Source organism: Lysinibacillus sp. fkY74-1 (assembly GCF_053165895.1).
This window is the reverse complement of sequence record NZ_CP170173.1, coordinates 1-15,295: the sequence shown is the minus strand read 5'-3', so window position 1 is coordinate 15,295 and position 15,295 is coordinate 1. Positions and strand designations below refer to the sequence as shown.

The following is a 15,295-nucleotide window of genomic DNA, read 5'->3' as shown; positions in this document are numbered from 1 at the left end:
TCCATTGCTTCCTCGAACTACTCGTATCTTGAAACCCTTTATAAAAGAAATTATTCTTTCAAAACTGGATAAACGGTTCATTGAATGCTTCAAACTTTTTTGGTTAAGTCCTCGATCGATTAGTATTCGTCAGCTCCATGTGTCACCACACTTCCACCTCGAACCTATCTACCTCATCGTCTTTGAGGGATCTTACTTACTTGCGTAATGGGAAATCTCATCTTGAGGGGGGCTTCATGCTTAGATGCTTTCAGCACTTATCCCGTCCACACATAGCTACCCAGCGATGCCTTTGGCAAGACAACTGGTACACCAGCGGTGTGTCCATCCCGGTCCTCTCGTACTAAGGACAGCTCCTCTCAAATTTCCTACGCCCACGACGGATAGGGACCGAACTGTCTCACGACGTTCTGAACCCAGCTCGCGTACCGCTTTAATGGGCGAACAGCCCAACCCTTGGGACCGACTACAGCCCCAGGATGCGATGAGCCGACATCGAGGTGCCAAACCTCCCCGTCGATGTGGACTCTTGGGGGAGATAAGCCTGTTATCCCCGGGGTAGCTTTTATCCGTTGAGCGATGGCCCTTCCATGCGGAACCACCGGATCACTAAGCCCGTCTTTCGACCCTGCTCGACTTGTAGGTCTCGCAGTCAAGCTCCCTTGTGCCTTTACACTCTACGAATGATTTCCAACCATTCTGAGGGAACCTTTGGGCGCCTCCGTTACCTTTTAGGAGGCGACCGCCCCAGTCAAACTGTCCGCCTGACACTGTCTCCTGCCCCGCTAAGGGGCATGGGTTAGAATTTCAATACAACCAGGGTAGTATCCCACCGACGCCTCCTTCGAAGCTGGCGCTCCGAGATCTCTGGCTCCTACCTATCCTGTACAAGTTGTACCAAAATTCAATATCAGGCTACAGTAAAGCTCCACGGGGTCTTTCCGTCCTGTCGCGGGTAACCTGCATCTTCACAGGTACTATAATTTCACCGAGTCTCTCGTTGAGACAGTGCCCAGATCGTTACGCCTTTCGTGCGGGTCGGAACTTACCCGACAAGGAATTTCGCTACCTTAGGACCGTTATAGTTACGGCCGCCGTTTACTGGGGCTTCAATTCGCAGCTTCGCTTGCGCTAACCACTCCTCTTAACCTTCCAGCACCGGGCAGGCGTCAGCCCCTATACGTCACCTTACGGTTTTGCAGAGACCTGTGTTTTTGCTAAACAGTCGCCTGGGCCTATTCACTGCGGCTCTCATGCGCTTGCACGCTCAAGAGCACCCCTTCTCCCGAAGTTACGGGGTCATTTTGCCGAGTTCCTTAACGAGAGTTCTCTCGCACACCTTAGGATTCTCTCCTCGACTACCTGTGTCGGTTTGCGGTACGGGCACCTCTCACCTCGATAGAGGCTTTTCTTGGCAGTGTGAAATCAGGAACTTCGTCCATACGGACTCGCCATCACAGCTCAACGTTACAGTGTGCGGATTTGCCTACACACACGCCTTACTGCTTGGACGCGCATAACCAACAGCGCGCTTACCCTATCCTACTGCGTCCCCCCATTTCTCAAACGGTGAGGAGGTGGTACAGGAATATCAACCTGTTGTCCATCGCCTACGCCTATCGGCCTCGGCTTAGGTCCCGACTAACCCTGAGCGGACGAGCCTTCCTCAGGAAACCTTAGTCATACGGTGGACAGGATTCTCACCCGTCTTTCGCTACTCATACCGGCATTCTCACTTCTAAGCGCTCCACCAGTCCTTCCGGTCTGACTTCAACGCACTTAGAACGCTCTCCTACCACTGACATCGTAGATGTCAATCCACAGCTTCGGTGCATGGTTTAGCCCCGTTACATCTTCCGCGCAGGCCGACTCGACCAGTGAGCTATTACGCTTTCTTTAAATGATGGCTGCTTCTAAGCCAACATCCTGGTTGTCTGTGCAACGCCACATCCTTTTCCACTTAACGATTACTTTGGGACCTTAGCTGGTGGTCTGGGCTGTTTCCCTTTTGACTACGGATCTTATCACTCGCAGTCTGACTCCCGTGTATAAATATCTGGCATTCGGAGTTTGTCTGAATTCGGTAAACCGGGATGGCCCCCTAGTCCAAACAGTGCTCTACCTCCAGTATTCTCATCACGAGGCTAGCCCTAAAGCTATTTCGGAGAGAACCAGCTATCTCCAAGTTCGATTGGAATTTCTCCGCTACCCACACCTCATCCCCGCACTTTTCAACGTGCGTGGGTTCGGGCCTCCAGTAAGTGTTACCTTACCTTCACCCTGGACATGGGTAGATCACCTGGTTTCGGGTCTACGACCACGTACTATTTCGCCCTATTCAGACTCGCTTTCGCTGCGGCTCCGCCTTCTAAAGCTTAACCTCGCACGTAATCGTAACTCGCCGGTTCATTCTACAAAAGGCACGCTATCACCCATTAACGGGCTCTAACTACTTGTAGGCACACGGTTTCAGGATCTCTTTCACTCCCCTTCCGGGGTGCTTTTCACCTTTCCCTCACGGTACTGGTTCACTATCGGTCACTAGGTAGTATTTAGCCTTGGGAGATGGTCCTCCCGGATTCCGACGGAATTTCACGTGTTCCGCCGTACTCAGGATCCACTCAGGAGAGAACGAACTTTCGACTACAGGGCTTTTACCTGCTCTGGCGGACCTTTCCAAGTCGCTTCATCTAACTCGCTCTTTTGTAACTCCGTATTGAGTGTCCTACAACCCCAAGAGGCAAGCCTCTTGGTTTGGGCTCTTCCCGTTTCGCTCGCCGCTACTCAGGGAATCGATTTTTCTTTCTCTTCCTCCAGGTACTTAGATGTTTCAGTTCCCTGGGTCTGCCTTCAAGACGCTATGTATTCACGTCAAGATACTACGCGATTAAACGTAGTGGGTTCCCCCATTCGGAAATCTCCGGATCAAAGCTCACTTACAGCTCCCCGAAGCATATCGGTGTTAGTGCCGTCCTTCTTCGGCTCCTAGTGCCAAGGCATTCGCCGTGCGCCCTTAATAACTTAACCTATCAGCTTTCCATACACTTCACATTTCGTTGTCAGCCTCACTCGTTCAATCAGTCACGTACTGAAGTACGCTCCTTCATTTACTCGATTGCTTCCTAGAACTGCTCGTGTCTGAAAACCTTATCATGTTATTAAGCCTATAAAAAAACTTAAAAAATAAATGTGTTTGTTACATTTTCAATGTCGTTTTATCCAGTTTTCAAAGAACAAGTTTGGTGGAGCCTAGCGGGATCGAACCGCTGACCTCCTGCGTGCAAGGCAGGCGCTCTCCCAGCTGAGCTAAGGCCCCAAGAGGTATATATGGTGGGCCTAAATGGACTCGAACCATCGACCTCACGCTTATCAGGCGTGCGCTCTAACCAGCTGAGCTATAGGCCCTCTTGGAAGTTTTATATCATTAATAAACCTTCAAAACTGAACGCAAAACGTAATCTTACAAACCCAAGGTTTGTATTCCGAAAATATCCTTAGAAAGGAGGTGATCCAGCCGCACCTTCCGATACGGCTACCTTGTTACGACTTCACCCCAATCATCTATCCCACCTTCGGCGGCTGGCTCCAAAAGGTTACCTCACCGACTTCGGGTGTTACAAACTCTCGTGGTGTGACGGGCGGTGTGTACAAGGCCCGGGAACGTATTCACCGCGGCATGCTGATCCGCGATTACTAGCGATTCCGGCTTCATGTAGGCGAGTTGCAGCCTACAATCCGAACTGAGAACGACTTTATCGGATTAGCTCCCTCTCGCGAGTTGGCAACCGTTTGTATCGTCCATTGTAGCACGTGTGTAGCCCAGGTCATAAGGGGCATGATGATTTGACGTCATCCCCACCTTCCTCCGGTTTGTCACCGGCAGTCACCTTAGAGTGCCCAACTAAATGATGGCAACTAAGATCAAGGGTTGCGCTCGTTGCGGGACTTAACCCAACATCTCACGACACGAGCTGACGACAACCATGCACCACCTGTCACCGTTGCCCCCGAAGGGGAAACCATATCTCTACAGTGGTCAACGGGATGTCAAGACCTGGTAAGGTTCTTCGCGTTGCTTCGAATTAAACCACATGCTCCACCGCTTGTGCGGGCCCCCGTCAATTCCTTTGAGTTTCAGTCTTGCGACCGTACTCCCCAGGCGGAGTGCTTAATGCGTTAGCTGCAGCACTAAGGGGCGGAAACCCCCTAACACTTAGCACTCATCGTTTACGGCGTGGACTACCAGGGTATCTAATCCTGTTTGCTCCCCACGCTTTCGCGCCTCAGTGTCAGTTACAGACCAGATAGTCGCCTTCGCCACTGGTGTTCCTCCAAATCTCTACGCATTTCACCGCTACACTTGGAATTCCACTATCCTCTTCTGCACTCAAGTCTCCCAGTTTCCAATGACCCTCCACGGTTGAGCCGTGGGCTTTCACATCAGACTTAAGAAACCACCTGCGCGCGCTTTACGCCCAATAATTCCGGACAACGCTTGCCACCTACGTATTACCGCGGCTGCTGGCACGTAGTTAGCCGTGGCTTTCTAATAAGGTACCGTCAAGGTACAGCCAGTTACTACTGTACTTGTTCTTCCCTTACAACAGAGTTTTACGAACCGAAATCCTTCTTCACTCACGCGGCGTTGCTCCATCAGGCTTTCGCCCATTGTGGAAGATTCCCTACTGCTGCCTCCCGTAGGAGTCTGGGCCGTGTCTCAGTCCCAGTGTGGCCGATCACCCTCTCAGGTCGGCTACGCATCGTCGCCTTGGTGAGCCGTTACCTCACCAACTAGCTAATGCGCCGCGGGCCCATCCTATAGCGACAGCCGAAACCGTCTTTCAATATTTCACCATGAGGTGAAACAGATTATTCGGTATTAGCCCCGGTTTCCCGGAGTTATCCCAAACTATAAGGTAGGTTGCCCACGTGTTACTCACCCGTCCGCCGCTAACGTCAAAGGAGCAAGCTCCTTCTCTGTTCGCTCGACTTGCATGTATTAGGCACGCCGCCAGCGTTCGTCCTGAGCCAGGATCAAACTCTCCATAAAAGAAATTTGATTAGCTCAAATTGTTTTGCTGGCATCAATTTTGATGTCCAAAATTTTGTTTCGTTCACTAGCTAGGCTAGCTACTTAAAACTTTATTGATTACGTTTTGCTTGTTCAGTTTTCAAGGTTCATGTTGTTTATTTCAGCGTCACCTCTTGGCGACTTATTTATAATATCAAGATTCGACAACTATGTCAACATATTATCTAAAAATATTTCAATAGATTATATTTTAGTCACTCAAATACTTAATTGTACGTGAAAATATTATATTGCCTGTAGAAAAGAGTAATGTAAATGAAGGTGTTTTACTTTACGTAATAGCCTACCTCTTCTCTTTATTATCCTTAATATGAATGAGAAAAGGCAGCCATAGTTATGGCGTGCCTTTCTATAAATTAGTAATAATTCGAGAAATATAAAAACTGCGATTTTTTCCTAAATCAAAAATTTCACCTGTATGAACTAATTTAATGAGTGGACGTGTTGGCGCAAACTTATTTACAAACATGACTTCTCCACGCTCCAAGTTAGAAAGTTCAACAATTGTACCAATAGGAAGATCCGCTACAATATCGATTAATGCACGTACCACTTTAATATCAAACTTACCAAACTCAGATTCATTAATCATTTCTATTACTTTAAATGAAGATTGCTTGGACCTGTATACTCGTTCACATGTCATAGCATGGAATACATCTGCCACAGCAATGATTTGTGCAAAGATAGAAATATTAGCAATCTTTTCACCTTTCGGATATCCACTACCATTTAAACGTTCATGGTGTTGGAATATTGCCTCTTTCATAGTTTCTTTTAAAATGGTTAAATCCTTCACCATGTTATAGCTATAAATTGGATGTTTATAAATTTCATCAAACTCTTGCTCAGTAAGAGGTGTCTTTTTATCTCGAATTCGGGGGTGTACTTTAGCCATTCCACAATCAGCCAATAGACCACCTATCGCAATTTGAATTGTAGTCCCCCTATCATAACCCAACTTTTGAGCAACTACAGAGGAAATCAGGGCAGTAGCTACACAATGGTGATATAAATAGTCTTTAGGATTAGAAAACTCATTTAAATCAAAAATAATTGTTCGATCCTCCAATACCATCTCCACCAAAGGCAATATAATGGTTCTCGCTTTGGCGATATCTACCTTAGAACCTGCTTCCCAATTTTTGAATTCCTTTTTAAATTGTTCAATAGAATGATTATAAGATTTTCTAAAAGTCGGAATGTCCTCTACTACTACTTCTACATCTATTTCTCTCTTTTCTGAATGAATATCGTTTTGATTTTTATAAACAGGGACGTTAAAAATATTAAATGCCTGAAAAACTTGTAAATGTACATGGGAAATCGTTGTATCTTTAAAGATGATAGGATACTGTGTATTAGCAAAAATATCTTCAGAAATTACTCTACCAACGCCTAACTCTGAAATTGGAACATGTATTGTTTCCATGAAATGAACACCTCTCCACTTTAACTTGCTTCAAATAAGGGTACCTTTATTTTATCATGTAATTCAAAATAATTACTTATTTTTCATTATTTATAATAAAAAACCGATGAACGACATGAACGCTGTCGTCATCGGTTTAAGTTATTCCTCTATTTCCTCTTCATCTTCAGGCAACTCTTCTTCTTTTTCAACCTTAGCTACAGTTGCAACTAATTCATCATCACCTAAGCGAATTAAACGAACACCTTGTGTGCTGCGTCCAATTAATGAAATATCATTAACATCCATACGAATAAGCATGCCGTTAATAGTAATAAGCATAATATCCTCTGAACCATCAACTGTTTTCACAGCCACCATCGGACCATTTTTATCAGTAATTTGCATTGTTTTTAATCCAACGCCACCACGGCTTTGTAAACGATAATCATCTTCAGAAGTACGTTTACCATAACCTTTTTCAGTAACTACTAAAATTTCTTGTCCTGGTTCAACAATCTCCATACCTACTACTTCGTCACCATCACGAAGTTTAATACCTCGTACACCACCAGCTGTACGTCCCATAGAACGAATATCATCTTCCTGGAAACGAACAAGCATACCATCACGTGTACCGATGATAATTTGCTTATCCCCATCTGTTAAACGAACAGAAATAAGATCATCATCTTCTCGTAAACTGATAGCTATTAAACCATTCGTACGAATGTTGGCAAATTGTGATACAGGTGTACGTTTCGTAATACCTGTTTTAGTTGTAAAGATAAAGTACGCATCTTCATCAAATGATCCAACACGAATCATCGCTGTTACTTTCTCACCTTTATCGATATTGAGCAAGTTAACAATCGGTAGCCCTTTAGCTGTACGACCATACTCTGGAATTTCGTAACCTTTCGCTCTAAATACTTTACCTTTGGAAGTAAAGAATAGAATTGTATCATGTGTAGAGGTATTCATAAGATGCTCTACAAAGTCATCTTCGTTTGTACCCATTCCCTGAACACCACGACCACCGCGTTTCTGACTACGATATGTATTCGCAGCTAAACGTTTAATATAGCCGTTATGCGTTAAAGTAACGACTGAATTTTCAACAGGAATTAGATCCTCATCCTCAATCATTTCAATACCGCCAGAAGTAATTTCAGTACGGCGTGTATCACTATAGCGGTCTTTCAGCTCTAAAATTTCAGTACGAATGATATCAACAATTTTAGCTTCGTCCGCTAAAATTGCCTTTAATTCAGCGATTAGAACCTGAAGCTCTTGATATTCCGCTTCAATTTTTTCACGCTCTAAGCCACTTAAACGAACTAAACGCATATCTAAAATGGCTTGAGCTTGTCGTTCTGATAAATTAAAACGCTCCATTAATTGAGGCTTCGCTTCTTCACCACTACGTGAACCACGAATAATCGCAATTATTTCATCAATATGGTCTAATGCAATTCGTAAGCCTTCTAAAATATGTGCACGGTCCTCTGCTTTTCGAAGATCGAATTCAGTACGACGACGAATAATAACTTTTTGGTGCTCTAAATAATGGTATAGCATTTCTTTTAAGCCTAATACCTTTGGCTGACCATTTACTAATGACAGCATATTGATACCAAAGCTTGATTGCATAGCTGTTTGTTTGTAAAGATTGTTTAAAACTACATTAGCATTTGCATCTTTTCGTACCTCAATCACTACTCGCATACCACGACGGTCTGACTCATCACGTAAATTCGTAATACCATCGATTTTTTTATCACGGACAAGCTCTGCAATTTTTTCAATCAGCTTTGCCTTATTTACTTGGTATGGTAACTCGTGAACAAGGATAGTTTCCTTACCATTAGCTTTTTGCTCAATTTCCACCTTCGCACGAATAATGATGGAACCACGGCCAGATTCATAAGCTCTACGAATACCACTACGGCCCAAAATTAATCCGCCAGTAGGGAAATCCGGGCCAGGGATGATTTCCATCAATTCCTCTGTGGTAATAGCTGGGTTTTCAGAAAGTGCTATAACCGCATCAATGGTTTCACCTAGATGGTGAGGAGGAATATTTGTGGCCATACCAACAGCAATCCCTGCAGCACCGTTTACCAATAAGTTTGGATAACGACTTGGTAAAACAATCGGTTCTTTTTCAGAGCCATCATAGTTATCTGTATAGTCAATTGTATCTTTATTGATATCACGTAGCATTTCCATCGCAATTTTAGACATACGTGATTCTGTATAACGCATAGCTGCAGCTCCATCACCATCAACAGAACCAAAGTTCCCATGACCGTCAACAAGCATATAACGATAGCTGAAATCTTGCGCCATACGTACCATAGCGTCATAAATGGAAGAGTCACCATGTGGATGGTACTTACCCATTACATCCCCAACAATACGTGCTGATTTTTTGTAAGGTTTATCTGCTGTATTTCCTAACTCCTGCATCCCATATAAAATACGACGATGTACTGGTTTTAATCCATCACGTACATCAGGTAATGCACGTGAAACAATTACACTCATTGCATAATCAAGAAAGGATGTTTCAATTTCTTCTGTAATATTAATTCCTTTAACACCGGAGCGTTCTTGTTCTGACAAAGTGTAGACCTCCTCTCAAGAAAAATTAGATATCTAAATTAGCGTAAACAGCATTTTCCTCGATAAATTGACGACGAGGTTCAACTTCATCGCCCATTAAACGCTCAAATGCTTGGTTAGCTTTAATTGCATCATCTAATTCTACTTGTAATAATGTACGGTGCTCTGGATCCATTGTAGTATCCCAAAGTTGTTCAGCATTCATTTCACCAAGACCTTTATAACGCTGTACATTCGGTTTTGGCATTTTTGGTAGACGTTCTAAAATTTCTTTTAATGTTTCATCATCATAGCAATATTCAACATGCTTACCTTGTTTCACTTGATAAAGTGGTGGCTGTGCAATGTAAATATAGCCTGCCTCTATAAGTGGACGAAGGAAACGGAAGAAGAATGTTAAAAGCAATGTACGAATATGTGCACCATCAACATCGGCATCTGTCATAATAATGATTTTATGATAACGGGCCTTTTCTAAATTGAACTCTTCTCCAATACCAGTACCGAATGCTGTAATCATGGCACGGATTTCTGCGTTCGATAAAATCTTATCTAAGCGTGCCTTTTCAACATTGAGAATTTTCCCACGTAAAGGCAATATTGCTTGGAAGTGACGATCACGTCCTGATTTAGCTGATCCTCCCGCAGAATCACCCTCAACAATATAGATTTCACAATCAGCTGGATTTGTTGAAGAACAGTCCGCCAATTTACCAGGCAAGCTTGACACTTCCAATGCATTTTTACGACGGGTAAACTCACGGGCCTTTTTGGCTGCGACACGAGCACGAGCTGCCATTAAACCTTTTTCAACAACTTTGCGTGCAACAGTTGGATTTTCCAACATAAATCGTTCAAAACCATCCGAGAATAAAGAGTTAGTAATTTGACTAACTTCTGAGTTCCCTAGCTTTGTTTTTGTTTGCCCCTCAAATTGAGGATCCGGATGTTTAACAGAGACAATAGCTGTTAAGCCTTCGCGTACATCCTCACCTGTCAAATTGGCATCCGCTTCTTTCAACAATCCACCTTTTCGTGCGTAATCATTAATGACGCGTGTAAGAGCTGTTTTAAAACCAGACTCATGTGTACCACCTTCATACGTATTAATATTATTAGCAAATGAAAAAATATTAGAAGAGAAACCTGCATTGTATTGCATAGCAATCTCAACAGAGATACCATCTTTTTCTCCAAGAACATCAATCGGATCATGAATAGGCTCTTTAGATTGATTTAGGTGCTCAACATATGAACGGATACCACCTTCATAGTGATATGTAGTTGAACGCTCCTCGCCTTCTCGTTCATCAGCAATGGTAATCTTGATTCCACGATTTAAATATGCCAATTCTCGAATACGGTGAGCTAAAATATCATATTCATAAACAGTAGTTTCTTTAAAAATTTCTGGGTCCGCTTTAAAACGTGTTGTTGTTCCATTACGGTCTGTATCGCCAATAATCTTTAGTTCTTGTATCGTTTTTCCACGTTGGAATTTGATTTCATGAATATGACCTTCACGGTGAACTTGCACAATTGTTTCAACAGAAAGAGCATTTACAACGGATGCCCCTACTCCATGTAGACCACCTGAAACTTTATAGCCTCCACCACCAAATTTACCACCAGCATGTAAAACCGTCATGATAACTTCAACAGCAGGCTTACCCATCTTTTCTTGAATGCTGACTGGAATACCACGACCGTTATCTTCTACACGAATCCAATTTTCTTTTTCTATTGTTACCTGTATATCAGTACAAAATCCTGCCAGAGCTTCATCGATACTATTATCAACGATTTCCCATACTAAGTGGTGTAACCCTTTTGAGCTTGTTGAACCGATATACATCCCTGGTCTTTTACGTACTGCCTCTAAACCTTCTAATACCTGTATCTGATCGGCCTCATAAGCTTGGTTTTGTAAACCTTCGTTCTCTATAGCCACGGCTTTCATCTACTCCTTCATAACATCATTGTGTGTAAATGAATGAACAGTCAACCGAGCTGACTATTACCATTCTTTTGTAATCTAAAAAACTACCCTGGCTAACTTTTTTCAATCGCACCTTGTTTCACGTGGAACAGTTGAGCCTGCTCCATCGTTTCATGATGAATACCTTCAACACTTGTCGTTGTGACAAAGGTTTGCACTTCACCTTGAATGGTATTTAATAAATGCGATTGACGATAATCATCGAGTTCCGACAAGACATCATCTAAAAGTAGTATGGGTGTTTCATTTGTTTCTTGTTTAATTAATTCAATTTCAGCAAGTTTTAAAGACAATGCAGTTGTACGCTGCTGTCCTTGAGAGCCATATGTTTGCACATCATAGCCATTTACTAAAAACTGCAAATCATCACGATGTGGACCAACTAACGTTACACCTCTGTCAAATTCACGTTCTCTTGCTTCCATCAATTTTTGATGTAAAGTATTTTCAATTTCGCTAGAAGAATGTTCTTTTTCTATTCCAGCTACCGTACGATATTTTATAATGAGCGTTTCCTTCCCTTGTGATATACCTGCATGTATAGGTTCAGCCCACTCCTGCAATAAATCCATAAATTGAAATCTTTTACGAATAATTTGGGTAGCTGCATGAATATATTGTTCATTATAAACCTCATACATCACATCATTTGACATGGACTTGCCCTGGTTCATCTTTAAGAAATGGTTACGTTGTTTTAAAACTTTTTGAAAGGTTAATAAATCGTGTAAATAGACAGGCGAAATTTGCCCAATCTCCATATCAATAAAACGTCGGCGTATTTGCGGACTACCTTTTACAACGTTTAAATCTTCTGGTGCAAACATAACGACGTTCATTTGGCCAATATAATGACTAAGGCGACTTTGCTCTATATGATTTAGCTTGCCCTTTTTACCTTTCTTTGTAATCGTAAGCTCTATCGGTAAAATACCATGTCTTTTTTGAACTGCCCCTTCTATTTTACCATAGTCTGAATCCCAACGTATCAATTCTTTATCGTTCGTTGTTCGATGGGATTTAGCCATTGCTAGTACGTAGATAGACTCCATAACATTTGTTTTTCCTTGAGCATTTTCACCAATGAACACATTAATTTTAGGAGAGAAGTTTAAAGCTAAGGCATCATAATTACGGTAATTTGTAAGTTTTATTTGTTCAATATGCATAGTTTACTGCCCAGTTGGTCCTACGATTTGAAAACGACCACATCCTGGTATATTTACAACGTCTCCGTTTCGTAATTTACGACCTCGACGATCATCTACTTCTCCATTGACATACACAGCATTTTCCTGTAAAAACCACTTAGCCATTCCACCTGAACTAATGGCATCAGATATTTTTAATAGCTGCCCTAACGTGATGAACTCCTCATCGATTTTAATGTCCTGCATAGTGTGTTTCCCTCCAAATACAGACTGTCTATCTCTCTATCATACCTAAAATTTCGCCATAAGTAAAAAAGATAGCCGCAAATTGCGACTATCCTAACAGATCTTAAATTTTTAGTAAGTACGTACAGGTAAAATTAATTGTAAAATTGCATCGTCATGAACCGAGCGTAAAATAAATGGTCTCATTGCGCCTGTAAATTGAATGACTACATCTTGGCCATCGATAGCTTTCAATGCTTCCATCATATATTTGGCACTAAAGGAAATTTTCAAGCCTTCTCCTTCTAATGACTCAACAGGAATTTCTTCTTGTACTTTACCGATTTCAGGTGAATTAGAAGAAACCTCAACTGCTTGATGACCCAATATTTCAAAACGGACAACATTATTACGATCCCCTCTTGCTACAAGCGAAGCACGGTCTATAGCTTGTAATAAAGACTTACCATTAATTGTAACATTAGTTTGGTATTCTTCTGGAATTAAACGGGAAGTGTCTGGGTAATTTCCTTCTAGTAAACGTGAGAAGAATAATACATCCCCTGTTTTAAACAATACCTGCTGACTTGTAATAACAATTTGAACAAGGTTTGTAGAATCCTCTAATACTTTATTTAATTCATTTAAACTTTTTCCTGGGATTACAACACTATGTTCAACCTCTGGTAAATTTTCCAGTTGAACCTTACGTCTTGCTAAACGATGACTATCTGTTGCAACACAGATTAATGTTTCATTTTTAATCTGCCAGTTTACACCTGTCAACACGGGTCTACTTTCAGAAGTGGCAACGGCGAATACAGTTTCACGAATAATTGTTTTTAAAAGATCAGCAGGAATAGTAAATTTTTGATCCTCTGTTAATTCCGGTAATAATGGATATTCAGCTGCATCAGAGCCAATTAAATGGAACTCCGATTTACCTGAGCGAATATGCGTTTGGAAACCAGGAGTTACTTGGATTTCAACATCATTTGTTGGTAATTTACGTATAATTTCATTAAACATACGGGCTTGTACAACAATTGATCCTGTTTCTGCAATGTGAATGATCTGTTGTCCATCTTCCTCAACGGGGATAAATGTTTGAATTGTAATATCCGCATCACTACCTGTTAAGCGAATACCTTCTTCAGTTACATCAATTTTGATGCCTGTTAAAATTGGAATAGTTGTTTTTGAACTTACCGCTTTCATGACATCATTTAAACCCTCTAATAAACGGTCACGTAAAATATCAAATTTCATTCGTTTTCCCTCACATATTTATATTATTTATTTATATAAAATAAAAAAGATATAGTAATAGGCTCTGTGGATTTGTGGATAAGTGCCTTTTTATGAATAAAATCAGTCTATCCACATGTAGATAGACTGTGTATAAGTTTGTGTTTAAATAGTAGGATTGTCCACAGTAATTACTTCCCTAGCATGCTACGAATTTGTTTAACATCTTGTTGAAGCTGGACGTCATTTTTCAACAAAGAAGATATTTTTTCGTGAGCATGAATCACAGTTGTATGATCACGTCCACCAAATTCTTCGCCAATTTTCGGCAGTGAAAAATCTGTTAATTCACGTGATAAATACATGGCAATTTGGCGAGGAAAAGCAATTAACTTTGTACGCTTTTTCGCCGTAAAATCTTCTAAACGTATACTAAAATGCTCACCAACAGCATTTTGAATGTCTAATATTGTCACAGTTCGTGGCTTTGAATTAGGAATGATATCTTTAAGTGCCTCAGCAGCAAGTGTGGCATTAATATCTTTGTTTACGAGCGATGAATAGGCAACGACGCGAATAAGCGCACCTTCAAGCTCCCTAATATTGGAGTCAATCTGGTTCGCAATATAGAGCATTACTTCATTGGGTACCTCTAAACCATCTGCTTTTGCTTTTTTACGCAAAATAGCAATTCGTGTTTCCAAATCAGGAGGTGCAATATCCGTTATTAATCCCCATTCAAAACGTGAACGTAGCCGATCCTCTAATGTAGGAATTTCCTTAGGAGGTCTGTCACTCGATATAACAATTTGCTTGGATTCCTCGTGTAAAGTATTAAACGTGTGGAAAAATTCTTCTTGAGTTGATTCTTTTCCAGCAAGGAATTGAATATCATCAATTAGCAGTACATCCACATTGCGGTATTTATTGCGAAAATCAAGTGCTTTGTTATCACGAATAGAGTTAATAAATTCATTTGTAAATTTCTCAGATGATAAATAGACCACCTTTGCATTAGGATTATGCTCTAAAACATAATGACCGATGGCATGCATTAAGTGTGTCTTACCAAGCCCAACTCCCCCATAGATGAAGAAAGGGTTATAAGCCTTTGCAGGTGCTTCAGCGACTGCTAGAGAGGCAGCATGTGCAAAGCGGTTACCAGAGCCAATAACAAACGTATCAAAAGTATACTTCGGGTTTAACATCCCCGGTGAAATATCATGGTGATCGTTATTCTTTGCTTGGATAATCGGCGCCGGCAAATCAAAATCGTCCGAATCCTGGTTTTTTTGAACAACAAATTTAATAAGCAAGTCTTCGCCTGTAAGCTCCGTTAATATACCTGTAATCAAATGAATATAATGATTCTCAAGCCAATCTCGAGCAAACGAATTTGGCGCAGCTATTGTCACAGTTGAACCACTGCCATTGTAGGACAGTAATTTGGTAGATTTTAGCCACGTTTCGAAGCTTGGTTTAGAAATTTTTTGTTCAACTTGAGCCAGGACATTATTCCATAATTCTTCTAAATGTTCCAA

General features: G+C 41.6%; 7 protein-coding genes, 2 tRNA genes and 2 rRNA genes. All 11 read right to left on the bottom strand.

The features are described from left to right. Positions 1 to 99: 99 nt before the first annotated feature. Positions 100 to 3,027 (bottom strand): 23S ribosomal RNA (locus ACE1MS_RS00055). A 213-nt stretch (positions 3,028 to 3,240) separates the two neighbouring features. Beyond that, a tRNA-Ala gene (locus tag ACE1MS_RS00050) sits at positions 3,241 to 3,316 on the bottom strand. A 12-nt stretch (positions 3,317 to 3,328) separates the two neighbouring features. Beyond that, positions 3,329 to 3,405: transfer RNA gene (locus ACE1MS_RS00045), tRNA-Ile, on the bottom strand. Positions 3,406 to 3,498: 93 nt separating this feature from the next. After that, positions 3,499 to 5,050 (bottom strand): 16S ribosomal RNA (locus tag ACE1MS_RS00040). Together the 16S and 23S rRNA genes with 2 tRNA genes alongside form the textbook arrangement of a ribosomal RNA operon. A gap of 391 nt (positions 5,051 to 5,441) precedes the next feature. Continuing rightward, positions 5,442 to 6,524 (bottom strand): HD-GYP domain-containing protein, encoded by a 1,083-nt coding sequence (locus ACE1MS_RS00035; RefSeq protein WP_012291834.1) that lies wholly within the window; start codon positions 6,522 to 6,524, stop codon positions 5,442 to 5,444. A gap of 141 nt (positions 6,525 to 6,665) precedes the next feature. After that, positions 6,666 to 9,131, bottom strand: a complete 2,466-nt coding sequence (gyrA, locus tag ACE1MS_RS00030; protein ID WP_012291833.1) for a DNA gyrase subunit A — start codon at positions 9,129 to 9,131, stop codon at positions 6,666 to 6,668. A 25-nt stretch (positions 9,132 to 9,156) separates the two neighbouring features. Further along, complete coding sequence (gene gyrB, locus ACE1MS_RS00025) at positions 9,157 to 11,091, bottom strand: DNA topoisomerase (ATP-hydrolyzing) subunit B (RefSeq protein WP_012291832.1); 1,935 nt, start codon at positions 11,089 to 11,091, stop codon at positions 9,157 to 9,159. A 92-nt stretch (positions 11,092 to 11,183) separates the two neighbouring features. Beyond that, the gene (gene recF / locus ACE1MS_RS00020; RefSeq protein ID WP_447402634.1) at positions 11,184 to 12,299 is read right to left on the bottom strand and encodes a DNA replication/repair protein RecF; all 1,116 of its coding nucleotides are present in this window, start codon (positions 12,297 to 12,299) and stop codon (positions 11,184 to 11,186) included. Between the two features lie 3 nt (positions 12,300 to 12,302). Then, entirely contained in the window at positions 12,303 to 12,527 is a 225-nt protein-coding gene (gene yaaA / locus ACE1MS_RS00015; RefSeq protein WP_012291830.1) for a S4 domain-containing protein YaaA, read from the bottom strand. Between the two features lie 111 nt (positions 12,528 to 12,638). Next, positions 12,639 to 13,775, bottom strand: a complete 1,137-nt coding sequence (dnaN, locus tag ACE1MS_RS00010; RefSeq protein ID WP_012291829.1) for a DNA polymerase III subunit beta — start codon at positions 13,773 to 13,775, stop codon at positions 12,639 to 12,641. A 170-nt stretch (positions 13,776 to 13,945) separates the two neighbouring features. Further along, positions 13,946 to 15,295, bottom strand: coding sequence for a chromosomal replication initiator protein DnaA (dnaA, locus tag ACE1MS_RS00005; RefSeq protein WP_025115702.1), 1,350 nt, complete (start codon positions 15,293 to 15,295; stop codon positions 13,946 to 13,948).

Coding starts and splice junctions, on each gene's coding strand:
- ACE1MS_RS00035 (WP_012291834.1), bottom strand. CDS start 6,524: ATGGAAACAATACATGTTCCAATTTCAGAGTTAGGCGTTGGTAGAGTA.
- gyrB (WP_012291832.1), bottom strand. CDS start 11,091: ATGAAAGCCGTGGCTATAGAGAACGAAGGTTTACAAAACCAAGCTTAT.
- recF (WP_447402634.1), bottom strand. CDS start 12,299: ATGCATATTGAACAAATAAAACTTACAAATTACCGTAATTATGATGCC.
- yaaA (WP_012291830.1), bottom strand. CDS start 12,527: ATGCAGGACATTAAAATCGATGAGGAGTTCATCACGTTAGGGCAGCTA.
- dnaN (WP_012291829.1), bottom strand. CDS start 13,775: ATGAAATTTGATATTTTACGTGACCGTTTATTAGAGGGTTTAAATGAT.